The sequence below is a fragment of the Pseudomonas rhizozeae genome (assembly GCF_031583775.1).
Lineage (GTDB): Bacteria > Pseudomonadota > Gammaproteobacteria > Pseudomonadales > Pseudomonadaceae > Aquipseudomonas.
In genome coordinates this window covers 58609-80091 of the sequence record NZ_JAVLSB010000072.1, presented here as the reverse complement: position 1 = coordinate 80091, position 21483 = coordinate 58609, and the positions used below count along the sequence as shown (strand labels likewise).

The following is a 21483-nucleotide window of genomic DNA, read 5'->3' as shown; positions in this document are numbered from 1 at the left end:
TTTGATGTTCAAAGTGTTACGCGACTGGATCCAGCGCTACTTCTCCGACGAGGAGGCGGTGGTCCTGGCGGTTCTGTTGTTTCTGGCCTTTACCGCCGTGCTGACTCTGGGCGGCATGCTCGCGCCAGTATTGGCCGGCATGGTGCTGGCGTACCTGATGCAAGGCCTAGTGCTCACCCTCGAGCGCATGCGCCTGCCGGGGGCGGCGGCGGTGGGGCTGGTGTTTGCACTGTTCATGGGATTGTTGCTGCTGTTCATTCTGGTGGCGGTGCCGCTGTTATGGCATCAGCTGATCACGCTGTTCAACGAGCTGCCGGGCATGCTCGCCAAATGGCAGTCATTGCTGCTGTTGCTGCCCGAGCGCTATCCGCATCTGGTGTCCGACGAGCAGGTGCTGCAAGCCATCGAGGTGGCGCGCGGCGAGATCGGTAAGTTTGGCCAGTGGGCGCTGACATTCTCGCTGTCCAGCCTGCCGTTGCTGGTGAACATCATGATCTATCTGGTGCTGGTGCCGATCCTGGTGTTTTTCTTCCTCAAGGATCGGGAAAAGATCGGGCACTGGGTCAGTGGATATCTACCGCGTGAACGCGCCTTGATCACCCGGGTGGCCGAGGAAATGAACCGGCAGATTGCCAATTACATTCGCGGCAAGGTGATCGAGATCGTCATCTGCGGCGGGGTGACCTACATCGCGTTCGCCGCGTTGGGGCTCAACTACGCGGCGCTGCTGGCATTGCTGGTGGGGATTTCGGTGGTGGTACCTTATGTCGGCGCGGTGGTTGTCACGGTGCCGGTGGCGTTGATTGCTCTGTTCCAGTGGGGCTGGAGCGATCAGTTCATCTACTTGATGGCGGTATACGGGATCATCCAGACGCTGGACGGCAACGTGTTGGTGCCGTTGCTGTTCTCCGGCGCAGTGAACCTGCACCCGGTAGCGATCATCTGTGCGGTGTTGTTGTTCGGCGGGTTGTGGGGCTTCTGGGGGGTGTTCTTCGCGATTCCCCTGGCGACCCTGTTCAAGGCTGTGCTGGACGCATGGCCCCGCAAGGAACCGGTGGTGGCGCCGCTGCTCTAGGCTGGCAGGACGCCACAATGCTCAGGCCTTGTTCAGTGCCTGAGCCGCCGCCAGTACGGCATCCACATGGCCCGGCACCTTCACACCGCGCCATTCCTGACGCAGTACGCCGTTCTTGTCGATCAGGAAGGTGCTGCGATCGACGCCCATGTATTCCTTGCCGTACAGCTTCTTCAATTTGATCACGTCGAATTGCTGGCAGAGCGCTTCTTCTTTATCGCTGATCAGCTCGAAGGTGAAGGCTTGCTTGGCCTTGAAGTTTTCGTGGGACTTGAGGCTGTCGCGGGACACACCGAAGACTTCGGTGTTGGCCGCTTTGAACGCCTCGAGTTGGTCGCGGAAACCCTGGCCCTGGGTGGTGCAGCCTGGCGTGCTGTCCTTCGGGTAGAAGTAGATGACGACTTGCTTGCCCTTGAGGGCAGCGAGGCTGACGGTTTGCCCATTGGTGGCAGGGGCCTCGAAATCGGCAACCGGTTGGTCGATGGCAACGGCCATGAAAGCATCCTTACATTGGGTTTTGTGGGCGCCACGGCTCGATCAGCGCATCCAGATTCAGCGCGTCGGCGAAATCGAGGAACTGGTCGCGCAGCCAGCTGATCTGCACGCCGGCCGGCAAGGTCACGGTGAACGTGGCATTGAGCATGGTGCCGCCGGTTTGCGGGGCCTGGTAGGTATCGCAGGTCAGGTTTTCCAGCTCAACGTTGTGGTCCATGAAGAACTGGCACAACTCGTTGATGATGTCGGAGCGGTACGCCGAGCTGACGTAAGCCACATAAGGCAAGGCTTGCGGGCGGTTTTCCAGGGCGGCGCTGCGCACCACGTTGACCGTGAAGGCGTGCTTTTTGGCCAGGCTCGGCAGGCCGGTTTCCAGGCGCGCCAGGGCGTCCCAACTACCGGAGATTTCGAGAATCAGCGCACTGCACTCGCCATGGCGGGTCAGACGCGACGTCACCACGGCGCAGCGATTTTCATGGCTGGCGCGGCACAGGACGTTAGTCAGCTCCATGGGGTTGGCGCCGAGGGCACTGATGACAAGGAATTGTTCGCGAACTGTGGGGGTGGACATGCAGCATTCCTAAAGCGATGAGCGGTCGGTACTTTAGCAGCCTCAACCAGGCGCACGAGTCTTCGAACCGGCATTGCACAGGCCTGGGGTCAGTGGGTTGCAACGGGCTCCGGTACAGCGAGAGCGGGGGGCGGCAACGCAGGATCGGGGCTTGTGGGGCCGAAAACGAAGGCTGGGAACCGGCGAATGAGCTTATCGGTACCGATCAAAGCCTGAAGGGTAGCGAAAAGCGCGGCCAAGGGGAATGGTACTTCGCTTGTACAAGCATCTTGGCGCCAGTACCATTACCGCTCTCTTTTTCCGGCAGGAGCGGTTGCATGATTGCGGGCAGTATGGTGGCACTGGTCACACCCATGGATGCAGAAGGTCGTCTCGACTGGGACAGCCTCAGCAAACTGGTGGACTTTCACCTGCAAAACGGCACCCACGCCATCGTGGCGGTCGGCACCACAGGTGAATCGGCCACCCTTGACGTCAACGAACACATTGAAGTGATTCGTCGCGTTGTCGACCAAGTGGCAGGGCGCATCCCGGTCATCGCCGGCACCGGCGCCAACTCGACGCGCGAAGCGATCGAGCTGACCACCAATGCAAAAAACGCCGGTGCCGATGCCTGCCTGCTGGTTACGCCGTATTACAACAAGCCGACCCAGGAAGGCTTGTACCAGCACTTCAAGACCATCGCCGAAGCCGTCGACATCCCGCAGATCCTCTACAACGTGCCGGGCCGTACCGCCTGCGACATGCTGGCCGAGACCGTGATTCGCCTGTCGACCGTGAAAAACATCATCGGCATCAAGGAAGCCACCGGCGACCTGTCGCGCGCCAAAGCGATCATCGACGGTGTCAGCAAAGATTTCCTGGTGATCTCCGGTGACGATGCCACCGCGGTCGAGCTGATCCTGCTCGGCGGCAAAGGCAATATTTCGGTGACCGCCAACGTCGCGCCGAAAGACATGAGTGACCTGTGCAACGCCGCTTTGAAAGGGGACGCCGCGACTGCCCGCGCGCTCCACGAAAAGCTGATGCCGCTCAATAAAACCCTGTTTATCGAATCCAACCCTATCCCCGTGAAGTGGGCGCTGCATGAGATGGGCCTGATGCCGGACGGTATCCGTCTGCCGCTCACCTGGCTCAGCGAAGCCTGTCACGAACCGCTGCGGCAGGCCCTGCGCCAGTCCGGCGTACTGGTTTAATTGAGGAAGCACTACGCATGAAGCGATTGGCCGGACTTTCCGCACTTGCCTTGATTATCTCCAGCACCAGTGGCTGTGGATGGATTTGGGGCCCGGAAGGTTACTTCCGTGACCGCGGTAGCGATTACCTGGAAGCACAACAGACTGCCCCGATGCAATTGCCGCCGGATATCAGCACGTCCAAGCGCCTCGACCCGCTGTTGCCGATCCCGCGCAACGTCGCGGACGACAGCGTCAAGGGTGAATACATCGTGCCGCGTCCGCAGCCATTGTCGGCGCTCGCCGATGCCAGCGACTACACCTTGCAAAAGAGTGGCGATTCGAGCTGGGTCATGGCCCAGCATCCGCCGGCCGAAGTCTGGCCCGTGGCGGTGCAATTCTTCCAGGACAACGGTTTCCGCCTGGATGAACAACGCCCGCAAACCGGCGAATTCACCACCACCTGGCAGCACTCCGATGAGCTGTCCGCGGCCATGGCCAAGCGCTTGGGTGCGGCGGGCGTCGCGTCCGATGCCGAAACTCGCGTTCGCGTGCGCATCGAGCCCGGCGTGCAGCGCAACACCAGTGAAGTCTATGTGGTCAGTGCCCAGCGTCCATCCGGCAGCACCGCGGATGTGGACTTCACCAACCGCTCGGTCAACACCGGCCTGGACGCGGCGCTGGTCGACGATATGCTCGCCAGCATGAGTCGTACCGCCGAGAAGGGTGGTTCGGTGTCGATGCTCGCCTCCCGTGATTTCGACACGCCAAGCCGCGTCAGCCTCAGCGAAGACGGCAGCGGTAACCCGGTGCTCAACGTCGGCCCTGACCTCGATCGTGCCTGGTCGAGCGTGGGTCGCGCATTGGAGCAAGGTGAATGGCGCGTTGAAGACATCAACCGCAGCCTGGGCCTGTACTACATCAACCTGGCGGAAAAAGCCGAGAAGAAAGACGAGAAGCCTGGTTTCTTCAGCAGCCTGTTCGGCAGCGCGCCGGATAAGGAAGAAGTGGAAGCACGCGCCGAGCGTTATCAGGTTCGCCTGAGCAAAGTTGGCGAGAACGTGCAGGTCACCGTCGAGAAGAACATCAACACCGTGGCGCCAGCTGATGTGGCGCGCAAAGTGTTGGGCGTGATTCAGGACAACCTGGGCTGATCCGATGCGTTTTGCCGTTCTCGGCAGCGGTAGCCAAGGGAACGGCACGCTGATAGCCAGCGATGACACGTACGTCCTGGTCGATTGTGGATTCTCCCTGCGGGAAACCGAAAAACGCCTGCTGCGCCTGGGTGTGCACCCGGCGCAGTTGAGCGCGATACTCGTGACCCACGAACATGCCGATCACGTGCATGGCGTGGGTTTGCTGTCTCGGCGCTACAATCTTCCGGTGTATTTGAGTCGCGGCACCTTGCGCGGTATGCGCAAGCCCGTTGAACCCGCAGGCCTGGTGGCCGGTGGCGAGCAGTTGCAGATCGGCGCCTTGAACATCCAGGTCATTGCCGTGGCCCACGATGCGCAAGAGCCGACGCAGTATGTGTTCAGTGACGGTGAGCGGCGCTTCGGCCTGCTGACCGACCTGGGTTCCTATTGCAACCGTGTGCTGGATGGCTACAAGGACCTCGATGCGCTGATGATCGAGTCCAATCACTGCCGCGACATGCTCGCCAGGGGTTACTACCCGTACTTTCTCAAGCAGCGGGTCGGCGGTGAACGGGGACATTTGAATAACCATCAGGCGGCATTCCTGGTGGCCGAGTTGGGCTGGAAAGACCTGCAACACCTGGTCCTGGCCCATCTGAGCAGCAAGAACAACCTGCCGCAGCTGGCCCGGCAATGTTTTGTCGACACCCTCGGGTGCGACCCGGACTGGCTGCAATTGGCCGATCAAGATTCAGGGCTCGACTGGCGGCACATCGCCTAGCCCACCTACTTAGCAAGCGGAGCCCATCATGGAAAAACGTGAAGAACTCTACCGCGGCAAAGCCAAATCGGTTTACAAGACCGACGACGCTGACCGCTTGATCCTGTTGTTTCGCAACGACACGTCGGCCTTCGACGGCAAGCGTATCGAGCAGCTCGACCGCAAAGGTATGGTCAATAACAAGTTCAACGCCTTCATCATGCAGAAGCTCGAAGCGGCCGGCATTCCGACCCAATTCGACAAACTGCTGGGTGACAATGAATGCCTGGTGAAGAAACTCGACATGATCCCGGTCGAGTGCGTCGTGCGTAACTACGCCGCCGGCAGCCTGGTCAAGCGCCTGGGCGTCGAGGAGGGCATCAAGCTCAACCCGTACACCTTCGAGCTGTTCCTGAAAGACGACGCCAAGGGCGACCCGTTCATCAACGAATCCCACGTCGTGGCATTCGGCTGGGGCACCGCTGAACAACTGGTTCGCATGAAAGAACTGTCGCTCAAGGTCAATGACGTGCTGACCAAGCTGTTCGACGACGCCGGCCTGCTGCTGGTGGACTTCAAGCTTGAATTTGGCGTCTTCAGCGACGGCTCGATCGTCCTGGGTGACGAGTTCAGCCCGGACGGCTGCCGCCTCTGGGACAAGGACACCAAGAAGAAGATGGACAAAGACCGCTTCCGCCAGGGCCTCGGTGACGTCATCGAAGCCTACGAAGAAGTCGCCAACCGTCTGGGCGTACCGCTTTAAACCACGCAAGCATCTGATAGCACGGAAAAAAATTCACTCAGGGGGTTCGCTTCCAGTGAATGTGCTGTTATGATGCGCGCCGTTGGAGAGATGCCAGAGTGGCCGAATGGGACGGATTCGAAATCCGTTGTACCTTCACCGGTACCTAGGGTTCGAATCCCTATCTCTCCGCCATATACAGAGAAAGCCCCGATACTGAACAGTGTCGGGGCTTTTTCGTTTGAGTGCGGAAATAGTCCAATGATTCTGTTACGGTCTGGATTATTGCGACGGGATATCAGGCTATGAGCTTCGAGAAAGTGCTGTTGCATCTGCGGGAACACTTGCCAGACCTGTTGGCTGTGTACGTATTTGGTAGTCAAGTCTCCGATGATGCCGGGAGCGGAAGTGACTTGGATGTCGCCGTTCTATGTGCGGGTAAAGTCGATCCGTTGCGTCTTTGGGATTTGTCAGGAGAACTGGCGGACGTCGTGAATCTTCCCGTCGATTTATTAGACTTGAGTGCTGCCTCTACGGTTATGCAGTATCAGGTACTGACGACGGGGCGCCGGCTGTGGGCGCGCGACAGTCAGGCCAGCCTTTTCGAAAGTTTCATCCTGAGTGAAAAAACAGCGCTGGACACTGCGAGGGCTGGGCTGCTCGCCGACATCAAAAGCGAAGGAAACGTGCATGGTCGATGATGTCATCCTTAACAAAGCTGCCAGTATTGAACGCTGCATTGCTCGTGCACGTCAGGAGTACGAAAAAGATCCCGGTACCTTCGGCTCCGATATCACCCGTCAAGATGCCGCGATACTTAACATCCTGCGCGCGTGCGAAGCAGCGCTGGACATGGGCCAAAACCTGATTCGTCGCGAGCGACTGGGAGTGCCGCAAAGTGCGCGCGATGTATTCGAGTTGTTGTTTAGAGGGGGATGGGTCGACGCGGCGTTGTTAACAAGCCTTAAAAACATGGTGGGGTTCCGTAACATTGCTGTACATGAGTATCAAACCCTGCAATTACCCATCACGGTTAACATCATCACAAAGCATCTGGATGATTTTCTTGCCTTCAGCGCTCACATTTTAACCAAGGATGTAAGTTAAGGATGGCGGGGGGATGAAATGGCTGTTCGAGCCGGCTTCAGTACTTAAGCCAAGTACGAAAAAGCCCCGACACTGAACACTGTCGGGGCTTTTCCGTTTCCGGGAGTTCGGCAGCATGAATCCTGGCCCTTACGCCAGCATCGACTGCAGCGCCCCCTGACGGTCCAGCTTCGCCAGTTCGTCGAAGCCACCGATGTGGGTGTCATCGATAAAGATCTGCGGCACGCTGCGACGGCCGCTGCGGGTGAGCATTTCCTGAAGCTTGCCCGGTTCGTACTGAACGTTGATTTCCCGCGTCTCGATGCCTTGGCGGGCCAGTAACGATTTGGCGCGGAAGCAGTACGGACAAGTGTCAGTGGTGTAGAGCGTTACAGTTTTCATCGGTGTTCCTCCACCCGTCAGGGGCGTGATCAGGCATCGGCTGCCGGGAAATCAATGTCGGTCAGGGCAGCGTTGTTGAGGTAGTTGGTCAGGGTTTGCGACGCGACGTGGGCGATGACCTCGATGATTTTCGAGTCATTGATCCCGGCAGCGCGCGCCGCTTCGATCTGCTCGACGCTCAAGTGGCCGCGCGACTCGGTGATTTGTTGGGCCAATGTGGCGTAGGCGTTGAGCTCGCCGTGGCGGGCGCTGAGGATGTCTTGTTTAGACAACCCGGCCTTGCCGGCAAACACAGTGTGGGCGGCCAGACAGTAGTCGCAGCCGTTCACTTGCGAAGTGGCAAGGAAGATCGCTTCCTTCTCGGTAGCGCTCAACGAGGTTTTGCCCAACGCGGTCGACTGCTGTACGTAGGACGCCAGCACGGCGGGTGCTTGGGCCAGGACTTTGAAGACATTGGGCAGGAAACCAATTTTTTTCTGCACGCCTTCCAGCAGTGGACGGGTGGCTTCAGGGGCTTGTTCGAGGGGCAGGGCGGCAATGCGGCTCATGATGATTCTCCGGATTCGGGCGCGGTATGCGCTGGGTACGGAGCTCATGTTAGGGATGTTGTCTGGTGTTTTGGGTGCGAATCGTCGAGGATATGCGACAGATCGTCCAAATCCGTTCCTCGGAGACTCATCATGGATCGCTTATCGACCCTGCTCACCCACTTTGGCGTCAACGCCGGCACCTTCCACAGTGGTGCCTTCTGCGGCACCACCGCGTTTGATGGTCATCAAGTCTCGGGGCATATGCACTTGCTCAAGTCGGGAGAGATGAGCCTGCAACTTGGCGATGAGCGAGACCAGCTATTGTCCGAGCCCACTCTGATGTTTTTTCCACGACCGTATCGCCATCGGTTGTTCGCCACGGACGCCTCCGATACGCAGCTGGTCTGTGCCTCGCTAACCTTCGATGGCGGCGCCGGCAATGCCTTGGCCATGGCGTTGCCGGATTATCTGGTGCTGCAACTCGACCAGATTCCGACGCTCGGCGGTACGCTGGACTGGCTGTTCAACGAGGCATTCGGCGAGGTCTGCGGCCGTGAAGCCATGATGGATCGCTTGTTCGAGTTGCTGGTGATCCAGTTGCTGCGGCACATCCTGACCAATCACCAACAAACCCCCGGGATGATGGCCGGCCTGGCTGACCCGCGCCTGGCCAGATCCTTGAGCCTGATCCACGACACGCCGAGCAAGGCGTGGAGCGTGGCTGAACTGTCCGCTGCTGCGAACATGTCCCGCGCCAGCTTCGCCGAGCGCTTTCGTTCGGTGGTGGGGCAGACACCCGTGGATTACCTGGTGAGCTGGCGCATCAGCCTGGCGCAGAAGCGTCTGCGTGAAGGCAAGTCGATCGCGTTGATCGCCGAGGAAGTGGGTTACGAAAGCCCGTCGGCACTGGCACGGGCGTTTCGCCGCAAGATCGGGGTCAGCCCCCGGGAGTGGGCGCAGGGTGGAGCGCCGCGCTGACCGACCACGCCGGAGCCGATGTTCAGCGCAACAGCTCCGGCGCCCGTGGCCAGTGCTTAAATCTCCTTCACCGGCGTTTCGCTCACCGCTCCTTTGATTAGCTCTATCACATGCAGGCAATCTGCTTTGTTCACGTAGGATTCGCCGCTGGCGATCGTTTCGTGATTGCCCGCCCGTAGCCGCCAGCGCCATTGGCCTTTGCCGGTGGACGGGGTGCCGCGGGATTGCCGGTAAATCTCAAAATACATTCAGTTCGCTCCATGCGATGGGTCAATTGCGACAACCTGTGTGGCGCAGGAACGAAGCCTAGCGGAGATGATTTTTTTGGCTATCGGGGATTTGTTTCCAATCGTTGGCAGATATTTCCAGGGCCGATCAAGCCGCCGAACAAACAGCCGCCAGCCATCATGCCGATAGACGCCAACCTTCGAGCTTTTTAAACTGGCGCCTGCCTTGGGGGCAGGGGAGCACTGAATGAATCGCAACGAATTGCGCAAGGCTGACATCAACCTGATGGTGGTGTTTGAAACCTTGATGCTTGAGCGCAACGTCACACGGGCGGCGGAAAAGCTGTTCCTCGGCCAGCCGACCATCAGTTCGGCGCTCAATCGGATGCGAACGATCTTCAACGATCCGCTGTTCATCCGCGTCGGCCACCGCATGGAGCCCACGGCCAGGGCCGAGGAAATTTTTCGCCACTTGGGCCCGGCGCTGGATTCGCTGTCAATGGCGCTGAGCCTGACCCACACCTTCGACCCGGCCCTGAGCACCATGACGTTTCGCATCGGGCTGTCGGACGATGTCGAGTTCGGCCTGTTGCCGCCCTTGCTGCGGGCCCTGCGCCAGGAAGCGCCGTCGGTGGTGGTCGTGGTGCAACACGTCGACTATTGGCGGATTCCCGACCTGCTGGCGTCCGGTGATATCACGGTCGGCATCAGCCAGACCCGCGGCCTGCCCGCCAATGCCAAACGCAAGTTACTGCGACATATTCAACCGCGCGTGTTGCGCGCCGACGCCTCGGAAACGCCGCTGAGCCTCGACGAATACTGCTCGCGCCCGCACGTGATCGTGTCGCACACCGCTAACGTCGTGGGTTTTGCGGATGAATGGCTGGCCGAGATAGGTCGCAAGCGCCAAGTGGTGCTGTCGGTGCCGCAATTCAGCGCGCTGCCGGCCTTGCTTGCCGGCACCGACATGATCGCCAGCCTGCCGGACTACACCGCCGTGGCGATGGCCGCTTCCGGGCAGTTGTTCAATGAACCCTTTCCATTCGAGACGCCGACCCTGGACCTGTCCATGGTCTGGCTCAGCCATGTCGACAGCGATCCCGCCGAGCGCTGGCTGCGTTCGCGTCTGGAGGCCTTCATGAGCGAGTCAGGCGTTTCGGCACCGCACAGTTCGCCGTAACTCGCTGCCGGGCCGAGTGAAAAAGCCGAGTCGATGTGCGACGGCGCTGTGGTATATGTACGACCCTTCCTAAAATGCTAGTGGAAATCCGCCATGCCTCAACTGCACCTGGAATACTCCGCCAACCTGTCCGGGCTCAACGCCGACGTTGCGTTGTTGCGCCTGAATCACGCGCTGGTGGCCTCCGGGCAGTTCGCCGCCGAGCACGACATCAAGAGCCGCGCGGTGCAGCACCAGACCTTCCGTGTCGGCACGGGCATGGGCGAGCGCGGTTTCATCCATGTGAAACTGGCCATGCTCAGCGGCCGCTCGCCGGCGGTTAAAAAGCAATTGTCGGAAAACTTGCTGGCGGTGGTGCAGGATTTGTACGAATGGCCGGCGGACATTGCCGTGCAGCTGTGCGTGGAGATTCTCGATATTGATCGTGAGTCCTACAGCAAGGTGGCTATCAATTTTTGATTGGTCAGCGCATGGGGGCGCTGGTACCCCTGGATCACTGGCCAGCGATGGCGGCCTCTACTTTTAGGCGTACACCCACTCCAATGTGGGAGCGAGCCTGCTCGCGAAGGCTATGCGGCTGGCGCTGGGTTTTTTGAGGGTGTACATATCCATTGCTGCGGTAGCGGCTGCTTAGGGTTTCGCCCTTACGGCGAGTCCCTTTGGCAAACGCCCCAAAGGAACCAAAGGTCTCGCCCCTGACGTACGGCCCCTCGCTGAGGCTCGGGGTCCCTTCGCTCCGGCATTCATCCGGGGGCATCGCCCTCCGGTTGGCTTCGCTGGCACCTACATGCGATGAGCATGACTGCGTCATGCGGCGCTTCGCGCCAATCCCCGGATAAACGCCTCCACTCAGCCTCCCGACGGGGCGGGTGGATCAAAAGCAAGATCAAGAGCGCGGCGAGCTGACACTCGACCTGATGGTGAACGCGGTCGCTCTGGTTTAGCCCCACCCCCTGTGGGAGTTGGCTTGCCAACGATGACGGCCTCACCGCCGACACATCACTCAATGCTCATCTCACTTCAAATTTGGGAGCGCGAGCTTGCACGCGATGACGGCCTGCCATCACTGGCAAGTCGAACCGTCGCCAACTCCGCCAGCACACACCCCCGCGCAATGTTTAGCCACTTCCAACCCAAAGTTCTTCAATTGCCGATTTAACGCCTTATCCCGCCGTGTGACGCTCCGTGCTATCGGATCTGCGGTTTAGTTGTTATGGACGGTTCGCCCACTGCATCAAATGGCCTCGCCTGCCTGGCGCCGTCGCTCTCTGCTCTTCCTTCTGAACTGGCCTTTTGGGCGCTGTGGCATTGTCGCCATGCGCGCCCGCCGGATGCGCGTCTTTCCTGCTGATTGTTCCTACAGGCCTTGCTGATATTTACCAGGCCCATCGGCTGGCAGTTGCGCCAGTCTCAATCGCAAAGACGAGATCCCCATGAACTCTGCTACCGCCCGTTTCGCCTCGCCCGACGAAGCCCTGAGCTTTCTTGAATTGAACCCGCAGATTGAAATGTTCGAGTTGTTTATTGTCGACAACAACGGCGTGCCTCGAGGCAAGTTGTTGCATCGCGACGAGTTGCTGGCGGTGTATGAAAGCGGCCGGCCTTTGCCGAGCACCATTCTCGGGCTGACCATCAACGGCGATGACGTGGAAAACTCCGGATTGGTGTGGGACGTCGGTGATATCGATTGCCGCGCCTATCCGCTGGCCGGCAGTTTGCAACCGATGCCCTGGCGCTTGATTCCGACGGCAGCGGTGCAGGTCAGCATGCACCCGGAGCAGGGCATGCCGGCGACGATTGCCGACCCGCGACACTTGCTGGCCAGGGTGATCGAAGGGCTCAACGCCGACGGTTATTACCCGGTGATGGCGGCCGAGCTGGAGTTTTACTTGCTCGATCAGCAGCGCGACAGTCAGGGGCGGCCGCAACCGGCGCGGGATATTGATGGCGGGCGTCCGCGCTCGACGCAAGTCTATGGATTGCGTGAACTGGAGCAGATCGAACCCTTTCTCGCCGACCTCTACAGCGCTTGCAAGCTCCAGGGGATTCCGGCGCGCACGGCGATCTCCGAATACGCGCCGGGCCAGGTAGAGATCACCCTCGAACACCGCCACGACGCCTTACAGGCCATGGACGAAGCGGTGCGCTACAAGCGCCTGGTCAAGGGCGTCGCGCACAAGCACGGGATGGCGGCGTGTTTCATGGCCAAGCCGTTCGATGACCTGGCGGGCACCGGCATGCACATGCACGTCAGCCTGGCGGACAAGGCGGGTAACAACCTGTTCGCCAGTGAAGCGCTCGACGGCACGCCGCTGCTCCGGCAAGCGGTGGGCGGCATGCTCAGTACCTTGCTCGATACGCTGCTGATGTTTTGCCCCAACGCCAATTCCTACCGCCGCTTCCAGAGCAACAGCTACGCGCCGCTGGCGGCGACCTGGGGCGTCGACAATCGTACCGTGAGTTTGCGCGTGCCTGGCGGCCCGGCGTTTTCGCGGCACATCGAGCACCGCATCTGTGGTGCCGATGCCAACCCGTACCTCGCCGCGGCGGCGATCCTGGCTGGTATTCACCGGGGCATCCGCGAACAGCGCGACCCCGGCGCGCCGATTGAAGGTAATGGCTACGCCCAGGCCACGGAGTTGCTGCCCACCGATTGGTTGACGACCTTGCGCGCGCTTGAACGATCGGTCTGGGCCCGGGACGCGTTTGGCGCTGAGTTTCTCGGGGTGTACCTGGCGGTTAAACGTGCCGAATACCGTCAGTTCATGGGCGAGGTGGGTGAGCAGGATTGGCGCTGGTACTTGCATCAGGCCTGAATAAAACCTGAACCATTCTCAGATACTTCGAAAGTCACTCGATCAACCCGGAAGCCAACTAATCGTTGGCTTCTTTTTCACAAAAAATTGAGGCTTGGCTGCCTAATCTTAGTGTTGTCGTCATCAATGAATTTTTCACATTGAGCCGCGATAACTCTCTTTCGTAACAGACAAGCAGACCGCCATGCTGACTATTAAAGCCGTGCGCCCGGAATGGGTGACGTTGATTGCCTGTGCCTTTTTGTTATTGGGTTTTAACCTGGTTCTTTGGCAGCACTTGTTTGAGATTACCGCGGCGGATGGTAAAGGTATTGCCATGCGTATCGCATTCGGGGCCATGTTGCTGGGGGCGTTCAATCTGATACTGACGCTTCTGGCGTTCCGTTATGTGCTTAAGCCAGTATTGATCCTGCTCTTCATGATCAGCGCCGGCGTGGCGTATTTCATGAGTCAGTACGGTGCGCTGATTGACGCCGGCATGTTGCGTAATCTGGCAGAAACGAATGTCACGGAAGTTCGCGATTTGTTGTCGTTGAAGTTATTAGCCTACGTTTTTTTTCTAGGTATCGTGCCATCGCTGATTGTTTGGAAAACCCCGATTAGTTATCGCCGCTGGCCCCGTGAATTGTTAAGTAAGTTGTTGGTCTGTATCGCCAGTGCGGCGGTGATTGGTGGCGTTGCCTTAATCAATTACCAAGGGTTGTCTTCGTTGTTTCGCAATCATCACGAATTGCGCCTGATGGTAGTGCCGAGTAATTACATCGGCGCAACCCTTGGTTACGTTCGTGAACAAGTCGTGTCTGCCCAGCAGCCCTTTGTGAAGATCGGTGAAGATGCGCGGCTCGCCCCAGACGCGCAGCTGCGCCCACGCAAATCCCTGACGGTGCTAGTGGTGGGCGAAAGCGCTCGCGCGGAAAACTTTGGCATCCTCGGTTATGAACGCGACACCACGCCACAGCTTGATAAAGAGTCGGGGCTGATCGCGTTTACCGACGTGCATTCCTGCGGGACGGAGACCGCAGTCTCGGTGCCCTGCATGTTTTCCAACATGGGCCGCAAGGACTACAACGCGAGCAAGGCCAAGAACGAAGAAGGGCTGCTGGACGTGCTCAAGCGGGCGGGCCTCGACGTGATCTGGCGCGACAACCAGTCGGGCTGCAAGGACACCTGTGATCGGGTGACGTTGCAGGATGTCAGCAAGCTCAAGGACCCGGTGTTGTGTGCCAACAGCGAATGCCGTGACGAAATCCTCCTGCAAGGTTTGCAGGCGTTCATCGATAACCTCGACAAGGACACCGTGCTGGTGCTGCACCAGATGGGCAGCCACGGCCCGGACTACTTCAAGCGTTACCCCAAGGAGTACGAAAGATTTTCCCCGGTCTGTCAGAGCAATGCCTTGAACGATTGCAGTCGCGACAGCATCGTCAACGGTTACGACAACACCCTGGTTTACACCGACCACGTGCTGGCGACCCTGATCGACGTGTTGCGCAACAATCAGGACAAAGTCGACACCGCCATGTTGTACCTCTCAGATCACGGCGAGTCGTTGGGTGAGTACAACCTTTTTCTGCACGGCACTCCGTACCTGCTGGCGCCGGATCAGCAAAAACATGTGGCGATGCTGGCATGGTTTTCCGACAGCTTCCAAAAATCCTACTCGGTGGACACCCATTGCCTGCAACTGAGCCGCGACAAACCGTTGAGCCAGGACAACCTGTTCCATTCGATGCTCGGGCTGTTGGAGGTCAAGAGCCAGGTATACAACGCTGACCTGGACATGTTTGCCGGTTGCCGGGGCGCAGTGATCGATGGTGTGCTGGCCAAAGAATGAGGATTTTCGTACACGCGGCTGCTCAGTGGATGCGCGGAAATCGCCGGGGGCGATATATACTGCGCGCCATTCTTCAAGGGAGAGCCGTGTGGCCATCGATATTCACTGGATTCGCGACAACGATAGCCTCGGTCAGTTTTGCGCCCAATGGCAGCAGTTGCCCTTCGTCGCCCTCGACACCGAATTCATGCGGGTCGACACCTTCTACCCGATCGCCGGCCTGTTGCAGATTGGCGACGGCGAACGCGCTTACCTGATCGACCCCTTGACCATCGACAACTGGCAGCCATTGGCCGCATTGCTGGAAGATCCGGCGGTGGTCAAAGTGGTGCACGCGTGCAGCGAAGACCTCGAAGTGTTGCTGCGCCTGACTGGCAGCCTGCCGACCCCGCTGTTCGACACGCAACTGGCCGCCGCTTACCTGAATCTGGGTTTCTCCATGGGCTATTCGCGGTTGGTGCAAGCGGTGCTGGACATCGATTTGCCCAAAGGCGAAACCCGTTCCGACTGGTTGCAGCGCCCACTGTCCGACACGCAAATCAGCTACGCCGCCGAAGACGCCGTGCACCTGGCGGAAGTTTTCGTACGGCTGCGGCCGAAGCTGTCCGACGACAAGTACGCCTGGGTATTGGAGGACGGCGCCGAACTGGTCGCCAACCTGCGTCGCGAAGTCGACCCCTACGAGGTCTACCGCGAGGCCAAACTGGCGTGGAAACTGTCCCGCGCACAGCTCGCGGTGTTGCGTGAACTCTGCGCCTGGCGCGAGCACGAGGCCCGCGCCCGCGACTTGCCGCGTAACCGCATCGTGCGCGAGCACTCGCTATGGCCGTTGGCCAAGAGCCAGCCGGACAACCTCACCGCCCTGGCGAAAATCGAAGACATGCATCCGCGCACCGTGCGTCAGGACGGCGAATTCCTGCTGGACCTGATCAAGCGCGCCGGCAGTGTTGGCCCGGACCAATGGCCACCGGCGGTTGCCGAACCTCTTCCGGTAGAAGCTGCCGCGCTGCTCAAGCGTTTGCGCGCCCTCGGCCAGGCCGAAGCCGAACGCTTGGACATGGCGCCGGAACTGATGCTGCGCAAGAAAACCCTGGAAGCCTTGCTCAAGAGCGGCTACCCCAATGGTCCTTACCAATTGCCTGAATCGCTGCGTGGCTGGCGCCGCGAGTTGATGGGCCAGGCGCTGCTCGACAGCCTGGCCACTGCTGGAGAACAGCCTTGAAACGTATTTGCTCCATTTACCGCAGCTCGAAGAAAAACGAGATGTACCTCTATGTGCTCAAGAGCGATGCCCTGGAGCGCGTGCCGGAGCCGCTGATGCTGGCGTTCGGCAAGGCGATCCACGCCTTCGATCTGGTGCTGAGCCCCGAGCGCAAGCTATCGCGCGAGGACATCACCGTGGTCCTGGAGAACCTCGACAAGCAGGGTTATCACTTGCAGATGCCGCCGGCCGAAGACGAATACATTGAGCATTTGCCCGAAGAGTTGCTGAGACGCAACGACCCGATGTGACCGATTACGGCCTGTACCGGGCCTGACGCACCACTGGATTTGGATATTGGCGATGACCGCCTGCGGTGGAGGACGACTCCCGCGGCGGCCGTGTGCACCGTTTTTGAAAGGTTTTAGACATGCGCGTTCTGATTGCCGAACACGACCACCCTGTGTACGCCCAACTGTTGCGCCAAACGGCGCCGGACCTGGACGTGCAGACCAGCGGTGATTCCGCCGAGCTGTCGCGTCTGGCGGCCGACTGCCCGGTGTGGCTGGGCCAGCCGGACTTGCTGGCGACCCTGTTGCGCCAGGGGCATCGCCCGCAATGGCTGCAATCGACCTGGGCCGGCATCACGCCGCTGCTGGCGGACGGTTTGCCGCGCGAATACCGCCTGACCCGTGCCGTGGGGATCTTCGGCCAGGTGATGGCGGAATACGTGCTGACTTACCTGCTGGGCCACGAGCGTGAAGTGTTGGCGCGTTTGGTCAGTCAGGTCGAGCGCAAATGGGACAACCGCACCGGCCAGAGCCTGCGCGGACGCAAGGTGCTGATCGTCGGCACCGGCGATATCGGCCAGACTGTGGCGCAGTTTCTGTTGCCGTTCGGTGTCGAGTTGTACGGCATCGCCAGCAGCGCCCGGGAACAGGCGCCATTCATCGAAGTCGGCGGGCTGGCTGATTTGCCGCGACTGGTGGGTGAGGTCGATTACGTGGTCAACCTGCTGCCCAATACGCCGGCCACTCACGACCTTTACGACGCGGCGCTGTTCAAGCAATTCAAGGCGACGGGTTTGTTTATCAACGTCGGACGAGGCGTTGCGGTGGTCGATGCCGATCTGGTGGAAGCGTTGAAGGAGGGCCATTTGGCCGGCGCGGTGATCGACGTCTGTCGTCAGGAGCCGCTACCGCAACGCCATCCATTCTGGACCGCCTGGGGCCTGCTGCTGACCGGGCATAGCTCGGCGCCGACCTCGCCAACCCTGATGACGCAGCTGTTCGTCGATAACCTGCGGGCGTATCAGGCGGGTGAGGCGTTGCGCGGGGTGGTGGATTTCAATCGCGGCTATTGATTCAGCCAGACCAAAGTGTGGGAGATTGGATGAATGGCTCACAGCTGAAATCCCGCTCAGCGACCCATTAACAAGTCCTGTGTACCGGCAGTCGCCAATGCTTGGCCGGCGCGCGTGCTGGCACTAGACTGGCGAACTTTTCTCCACCTGATGCAGATGCTTGAGCCATGGCCGCCAAAGTCGAACCGTTCTGGATACGCAAAACCCTCGATCAGCTCGATGCCCAGGAATGGGAATCGCTGTGCGACGGTTGCGGCCTGTGCTGCCTGCAAAAGCTCGAGGACGAGGAAGACAACTCGGTCTACTACACGCGCATCGCCTGCAAGCTGCTCGATCTTGACACCTGCCAATGCACCAATTACCCGAACCGCATGACCTTTGTGCCGGATTGCATCCAGCTCACGCCGGGCAGGGCCGACGAGTTCAAATGGCTGCCGCCGACCTGCGGCTACCGTTTGGTCAGCGAGGGCAAGGACCTGCCGCTGTGGCATCACCTGGTGTGCGGCGATCGCGAAGCGGTGCATCACGAACGCATCTCCCAGGCCGGACGCATGTTGGCCGAAGGCAGCGTGGCTGAAGATGACTGGGAAGATCACCTGATCTTTCGCGCCGGGTGAGTTTGAGCAGAGTCGACCAATGGCGGTCGGTCGCCCTTACGCAACAAGCCCGCTCCCACCAGTTATGAGTCCGACCACAACTGTGTGGACATTCTCAATCATTGTGGGGGCGGGCTTGCCCGCTAAGAGGCCAGCGGCCTCAACCGACATACAGAATCAGACGCCCGCTTTCGGCGACTTCAACGAATCATTGCCGGTCACGGTGGCGGTGCTGGTGGCCGCTTCAGCGCTGGCCTTCATCTTCGCCAGTTCGTCACCGGCGCGTTCGATTTTCGCGCGCACGTTGTTCATGTCCTGACGGCTTTTCTCCAGCAGGCTTTTCGCCGAGCTGTGGCCGGTGATGCCGCGGGCCAGTGCCACGCCGCCAATCGCCAACTGGATCAGGCCGAAAAAACCGCCGCGGCGCAGACCCTTGCCCATCATCACCACGCCGCCGGCCAGCGAGCCGACGCGTTCCCAGCCTTGCACGTTTTGGGTCGGATGGCTCTGGAACGGGGTGCTATCAATACGTTCGACGCGTTTGAGTTCGCTCATGATCGGTCTCCTTCAGGGATTGATACAAAACTGACTGCCGAAGTGATCGTGACGTTCCATTGAATTGCCGCGACTCAGCGGAATTTCGGCCCCGAGCGGGTATTCAGGCCCTTGGCCATGCGGTCGTAGAGCACGACGTTGACCGTGGCGGCGAGGTTCATGCAGCCGGTGGTGGGGATGTACACCACGTCCTCGCACCAATCGCGGATGTCTTGATCCAGCGAGCCGTCTTCCGGGCCGAAAATGTACAGAGCACGGTCGGGGTGGGTGTATTCCGGCAGCGAACGGGCGCCTTCGACCAGTTCCACGGCGACCGGGACGCAACCCAGCGGCAGGATTTTTTTCAGGTCATCGATGCCGATCAGCGGGATGTCGTAATGCACGCGCTTAGTGTCAGTGACGAAATCCGCGGCGCGCTCGTAGCGCTTGCCGGTGTAGAACACTGACGCCACGCCATAGCAACCGGCGGCGCGCATCACCGAACCGACGTTCTCCGGTGATTTGGGGTTGAACAAACCAATGCAGCTGTACCGTTTGTCTGCCACGAGCGGGGTGCCTTTGGGAAAAAGAGCGCGATTATACGGGGGAATGGGGGAGGGGTGGTCAGAAGTGGGTTGATCGTGACGTCGTCTTCGCGAGCAGGCTCGCTCCCGCACTGGATCTGCGTCGTTCACAAATTCCCTGTGGGAGCGAGCCTGCTCGCGAAGAGGCCAGCCAAGGCGATCGAAAAACTCAGTCTTCCTTCTTCATCAACCCCGCCAGCGCGGCAAACGGATTATGCGTGGCTTTGGCGGTTTTCGGGCTGCTCAAGGAGCCGTCGCCGAAATATTGCTGGTCGGTGTAGCGCGAGTGTTCATTGTCGTGGCAGTACAGGCACAGCAGTTCCCAGTTCGAACCGTCCTGGGGATTGTTGTCGTGATTATGGTCGCGGTGGTGCACGGTCAATTCGCTCAGGCGCTTACCGGCGAACTCACGGGCGCAGCGCCCGCACACGTGCGGGTACATCTTCAAGGCCTTGTCGCGGTAACCCATCTCTTTATCGCGCTTGGCGTCGGCGAGGATGCGGTCGAGCTTCGAGGTGTCGGTTGACGAACTCATGGGTTCACCTTTGTAAAAAAGACTAATGACAGTTGCGAACAATGTGCAGAGTTTAGCTCAGCCCTTGAGCTTCTCGGCAATCCAGATGGTGTGGCGCGTGCCTTTGTTGCCGTGGGCGAAGACCTGCACTTCCTCGGCCTTGAAGCCGGCCTTCTTCAGCTTGTCGGAAAACTGCCGGTCGGCGCTGGCCGACCACACCGCCAGTACGCCTTTGGGGCGCAGGGCCTTGGCGCACGCCGCCAGGCCACCGGCGGAGTAAAGCCAACTGTTGGCGCGCTGGGTCAGGCCTTCGGGGCCGTTGTCGACGTCGAGCATGATCGCATCAAAGCCCTGCGGCTCGGCTTGCAGCACCTTGGCCACGTCTTCCATTCGGATCACGGTGCGCGGGTCGAGCAACGGCTGGCCGGCCTTTTCCCCCAGCGGGCCACGGTTCCACTCGACCACGCCAGGCACCAGCTCGGCGACCACCACTTCGGCGGTCTTGCCCAGGTGCTTGAGCGCGGAGGCGAGGGTGAAGCCCATGCCGAGGCCGCCGATCAATACCCGCGAGTTTGGCCGGCCAGCGACTTTGCGGCAGGGAATTTCCGCCAGGGCGTCTTCGGAACCGTGCATGCGGGTGTTCATCAGTTGCCCGCCGTCGCCGCCCTGGATCTTGATGACGAAATCCTCGCCATACTCGAACAGGCACAGGGCGCCGCCGTTGTCAGGGATGGGCGCGGTGTCGAGCAGAACGAAACGTTTCATGGCGGTCTCTTAAGGGGAAGGCAAACTCGCGCGGTTGGGAGTAGCCTGCAAACAGACAACAAGGCCAACGGAGCCATTGATGAAGCGCACCATTCTAACGGTCATTGCCTTGGCCGCGCTCTCGATAACTGCAGCGCAAGCCCAGGAACTGCAAAGCGTCCCGAGCAGCCCGATGCCGATGCCCGGTTCGCCCGGCACTGCCACCCCCACGCCGTATCCACAGATCAGCCCGGCGCCACTGCCTCGAACCGGGCCGGGCAGCGGTGGCCCGCCATTGGTGCCAATCGAAATGCCCAGCCCGCCCAGCAAGGATCAGCCACTGCCGGGGCTGCAGGACACCCCACCGAAGTCGAAATCGCCGGGAGGCTAAACCTGCTGCGAGAGCAGTTGCCCGTCGGCCATGCGCAGGCGTTTGGAGAGAGACACGGCCAGGGCGCGGATGATTTTCGCGGCGATTTTCGGTGCGTCGTTGAGCATTTTTTCCAGCGAATCTTTGCCCAGGTTGAGCAACTGGCAGTTGCTCGCCGCCACGCAACTGGCCGACCGCCGCTCGCCGTCGAGCACCGCCATTTCACCGAACGCCCGGCCGCTGCGCAGGGTGGCCATGGTCACGCGTTGGCCGTCTTCGGTGGTTTTCTGCACGGCCACCTGGCCGGTATGGATGATGCACATGAAACTGCCGGCATCGCCCTCGCGAAAGATCTCTTCGCCCTCGACCACCGAGGTGATGCTGAAATAGCCCGACGCCGCCGCGAAATCTGCCGGCAACAGTTGGTCGAACAGGCCGCAATCCATCAGCCAGTCGCGAATTTCGTTGTTCAAAAAAGTGGGTTCTGACATGGCTTTATGTCTTTCTTGTGTTTAGTGCTGTTTGGCTTGCTGCCGCAGTTGCCCTGCGTGGGAGCGAGCTCGCTCCCAC

Annotated in this window: 27 protein-coding genes and 1 tRNA gene; 18 read left to right on the top strand and 10 right to left on the bottom strand. The window is 60.0% G+C overall.

The features are described from left to right. Positions 1-4: 4 nt before the first annotated feature. Entirely contained in the window at positions 5-1075 is a 1071-nt protein-coding gene (locus tag RG836_RS25235; RefSeq protein WP_310850420.1) for an AI-2E family transporter, read from the top strand. A gap of 21 nt (positions 1076-1096) precedes the next feature. On the opposite strand, the gene RG836_RS25230 is transcribed toward RG836_RS25235, so the two are convergent. Then, positions 1097-1570, bottom strand: coding sequence for a peroxiredoxin (locus RG836_RS25230; RefSeq protein WP_310850419.1), 474 nt, complete (start codon positions 1568-1570; stop codon positions 1097-1099). Between the two features lie 10 nt (positions 1571-1580). After that, positions 1581-2141, bottom strand: coding sequence for a glycine cleavage system transcriptional repressor (locus RG836_RS25225; RefSeq protein ID WP_310850418.1), 561 nt, complete (start codon positions 2139-2141; stop codon positions 1581-1583). Between the two features lie 317 nt (positions 2142-2458). Here RG836_RS25225 and dapA point away from each other — a divergent pair, with 317 nt between their 5' ends. The 7 genes from dapA (at position 2459) to hepT (ending at position 7061) form a co-directional block, all read left to right on the top strand. Beyond that, entirely contained in the window at positions 2459-3337 is an 879-nt protein-coding gene (gene dapA / locus RG836_RS25220; protein ID WP_310850417.1) for a 4-hydroxy-tetrahydrodipicolinate synthase, read from the top strand. 17 nt (positions 3338-3354) lie between these two features. After that, on the top strand, positions 3355-4470 hold the full coding sequence (bamC, locus tag RG836_RS25215; protein WP_310850416.1) for an outer membrane protein assembly factor BamC: 1116 nt from the start codon (positions 3355-3357) through the stop codon (positions 4468-4470). A 4-nt stretch (positions 4471-4474) separates the two neighbouring features. Beyond that, on the top strand, positions 4475-5233 hold the full coding sequence (locus RG836_RS25210) for an MBL fold metallo-hydrolase (protein WP_310850415.1): 759 nt from the start codon (positions 4475-4477) through the stop codon (positions 5231-5233). Positions 5234-5261: 28 nt separating this feature from the next. Then, positions 5262-5975, top strand: a complete 714-nt coding sequence (gene purC / locus RG836_RS25205) for a phosphoribosylaminoimidazolesuccinocarboxamide synthase (protein ID WP_310850414.1) — start codon at positions 5262-5264, stop codon at positions 5973-5975. Between the two features lie 84 nt (positions 5976-6059). Then, a tRNA-Ser gene (locus tag RG836_RS25200) sits at positions 6060-6149 on the top strand. Between the two features lie 110 nt (positions 6150-6259). Further along, entirely contained in the window at positions 6260-6655 is a 396-nt protein-coding gene (gene mntA / locus RG836_RS25195) for a type VII toxin-antitoxin system MntA family adenylyltransferase antitoxin (RefSeq protein ID WP_310850413.1), read from the top strand. After that, positions 6645-7061, top strand: coding sequence for a type VII toxin-antitoxin system HepT family RNase toxin (gene hepT / locus RG836_RS25190; RefSeq protein ID WP_310850412.1), 417 nt, complete (start codon positions 6645-6647; stop codon positions 7059-7061). Before mntA ends, hepT begins: the two co-directional genes overlap by 11 nt. A 129-nt stretch (positions 7062-7190) precedes the next feature. On the opposite strand, the gene grxC is transcribed toward hepT, so the two are convergent. Next, the gene (gene grxC / locus RG836_RS25185; protein WP_310850411.1) at positions 7191-7442 is read right to left on the bottom strand and encodes a glutaredoxin 3; all 252 of its coding nucleotides are present in this window, start codon (positions 7440-7442) and stop codon (positions 7191-7193) included. 29 nt (positions 7443-7471) lie between these two features. Beyond that, positions 7472-7990: a carboxymuconolactone decarboxylase family protein gene (locus RG836_RS25180; RefSeq protein WP_310850410.1), complete on the bottom strand. Its 519-nt coding sequence runs from the start codon at positions 7988-7990 to the stop codon at positions 7472-7474. A 132-nt stretch (positions 7991-8122) separates the two neighbouring features. On the opposite strand from RG836_RS25180, the gene RG836_RS25175 reads away from it, so the two are divergent. Then, positions 8123-8950, top strand: coding sequence for an AraC family transcriptional regulator (locus RG836_RS25175; protein WP_310850409.1), 828 nt, complete (start codon positions 8123-8125; stop codon positions 8948-8950). 56 nt (positions 8951-9006) lie between these two features. Here RG836_RS25175 and RG836_RS25170 read toward each other — a convergent pair whose 3' ends face one another. Continuing rightward, positions 9007-9198 (bottom strand): YegP family protein, encoded by a 192-nt coding sequence (locus RG836_RS25170; protein ID WP_310850408.1) that lies wholly within the window; start codon positions 9196-9198, stop codon positions 9007-9009. Between the two features lie 226 nt (positions 9199-9424). On the opposite strand from RG836_RS25170, the gene RG836_RS25165 reads away from it, so the two are divergent. The 8 genes from RG836_RS25165 to RG836_RS25130 all read left to right on the top strand — a co-directional run bounded on the left by RG836_RS25165 (position 9425) and on the right by RG836_RS25130 (position 18188). Further along, entirely contained in the window at positions 9425-10357 is a 933-nt protein-coding gene (locus RG836_RS25165) for a LysR substrate-binding domain-containing protein (RefSeq protein ID WP_310850407.1), read from the top strand. 93 nt (positions 10358-10450) lie between these two features. After that, positions 10451-10816 (top strand): 5-carboxymethyl-2-hydroxymuconate Delta-isomerase, encoded by a 366-nt coding sequence (locus tag RG836_RS25160; RefSeq protein ID WP_310850406.1) that lies wholly within the window; start codon positions 10451-10453, stop codon positions 10814-10816. Positions 10817-11790: 974 nt separating this feature from the next. After that, complete coding sequence (locus RG836_RS25155; protein ID WP_310850405.1) at positions 11791-13173, top strand: glutamine synthetase family protein; 1383 nt, start codon at positions 11791-11793, stop codon at positions 13171-13173. Between the two features lie 184 nt (positions 13174-13357). Then, a complete protein-coding gene (locus RG836_RS25150) occupies positions 13358-15007 on the top strand; it encodes a phosphoethanolamine transferase (RefSeq protein WP_310850404.1) in 1650 nt (549 codons plus the stop codon). Between the two features lie 88 nt (positions 15008-15095). Beyond that, the gene (rnd, locus tag RG836_RS25145) at positions 15096-16229 is read left to right on the top strand and encodes a ribonuclease D (RefSeq protein WP_310850403.1); all 1134 of its coding nucleotides are present in this window, start codon (positions 15096-15098) and stop codon (positions 16227-16229) included. Next, the gene (locus RG836_RS25140) at positions 16226-16519 is read left to right on the top strand and encodes a YcgL domain-containing protein (protein WP_310850402.1); all 294 of its coding nucleotides are present in this window, start codon (positions 16226-16228) and stop codon (positions 16517-16519) included. The genes rnd and RG836_RS25140 overlap by 4 nt, the downstream gene beginning before the upstream one ends. 119 nt (positions 16520-16638) lie before the next feature. Next, positions 16639-17571: a D-2-hydroxyacid dehydrogenase gene (locus RG836_RS25135; protein WP_310850400.1), complete on the top strand. Its 933-nt coding sequence runs from the start codon at positions 16639-16641 to the stop codon at positions 17569-17571. Between the two features lie 167 nt (positions 17572-17738). Beyond that, the gene (locus tag RG836_RS25130; RefSeq protein ID WP_310850399.1) at positions 17739-18188 is read left to right on the top strand and encodes a YcgN family cysteine cluster protein; all 450 of its coding nucleotides are present in this window, start codon (positions 17739-17741) and stop codon (positions 18186-18188) included. Positions 18189-18344: 156 nt separating this feature from the next. Here the strand turns inward: RG836_RS25130 and RG836_RS25125 are convergent, their stop codons facing one another. The 4 genes from RG836_RS25125 to RG836_RS25110 all read right to left on the bottom strand — a co-directional run bounded on the left by RG836_RS25125 (position 18345) and on the right by RG836_RS25110 (position 20564). Continuing rightward, positions 18345-18722: a YgaP family membrane protein gene (locus tag RG836_RS25125; protein ID WP_310850398.1), complete on the bottom strand. Its 378-nt coding sequence runs from the start codon at positions 18720-18722 to the stop codon at positions 18345-18347. Between the two features lie 74 nt (positions 18723-18796). Beyond that, positions 18797-19267, bottom strand: coding sequence for an RNA methyltransferase (locus RG836_RS25120; protein ID WP_310850397.1), 471 nt, complete (start codon positions 19265-19267; stop codon positions 18797-18799). 187 nt (positions 19268-19454) lie between these two features. Further along, complete coding sequence (locus tag RG836_RS25115; protein WP_310850396.1) at positions 19455-19820, bottom strand: YajD family HNH nuclease; 366 nt, start codon at positions 19818-19820, stop codon at positions 19455-19457. 57 nt (positions 19821-19877) lie between these two features. Further along, entirely contained in the window at positions 19878-20564 is a 687-nt protein-coding gene (locus tag RG836_RS25110; protein ID WP_310850395.1) for a spermidine synthase, read from the bottom strand. A gap of 79 nt (positions 20565-20643) precedes the next feature. Here RG836_RS25110 and RG836_RS25105 point away from each other — a divergent pair, with 79 nt between their 5' ends. Next, the gene (locus RG836_RS25105) at positions 20644-20934 is read left to right on the top strand and encodes a hypothetical protein (RefSeq protein ID WP_310850394.1); all 291 of its coding nucleotides are present in this window, start codon (positions 20644-20646) and stop codon (positions 20932-20934) included. On the opposite strand, the gene RG836_RS25100 is transcribed toward RG836_RS25105, so the two are convergent. After that, positions 20931-21404 (bottom strand): Crp/Fnr family transcriptional regulator, encoded by a 474-nt coding sequence (locus RG836_RS25100; protein ID WP_310850393.1) that lies wholly within the window; start codon positions 21402-21404, stop codon positions 20931-20933. The two genes, RG836_RS25105 and RG836_RS25100, sit on opposite strands and share 4 nt — an antisense overlap. Positions 21405-21483 lie beyond the last annotated feature (79 nt).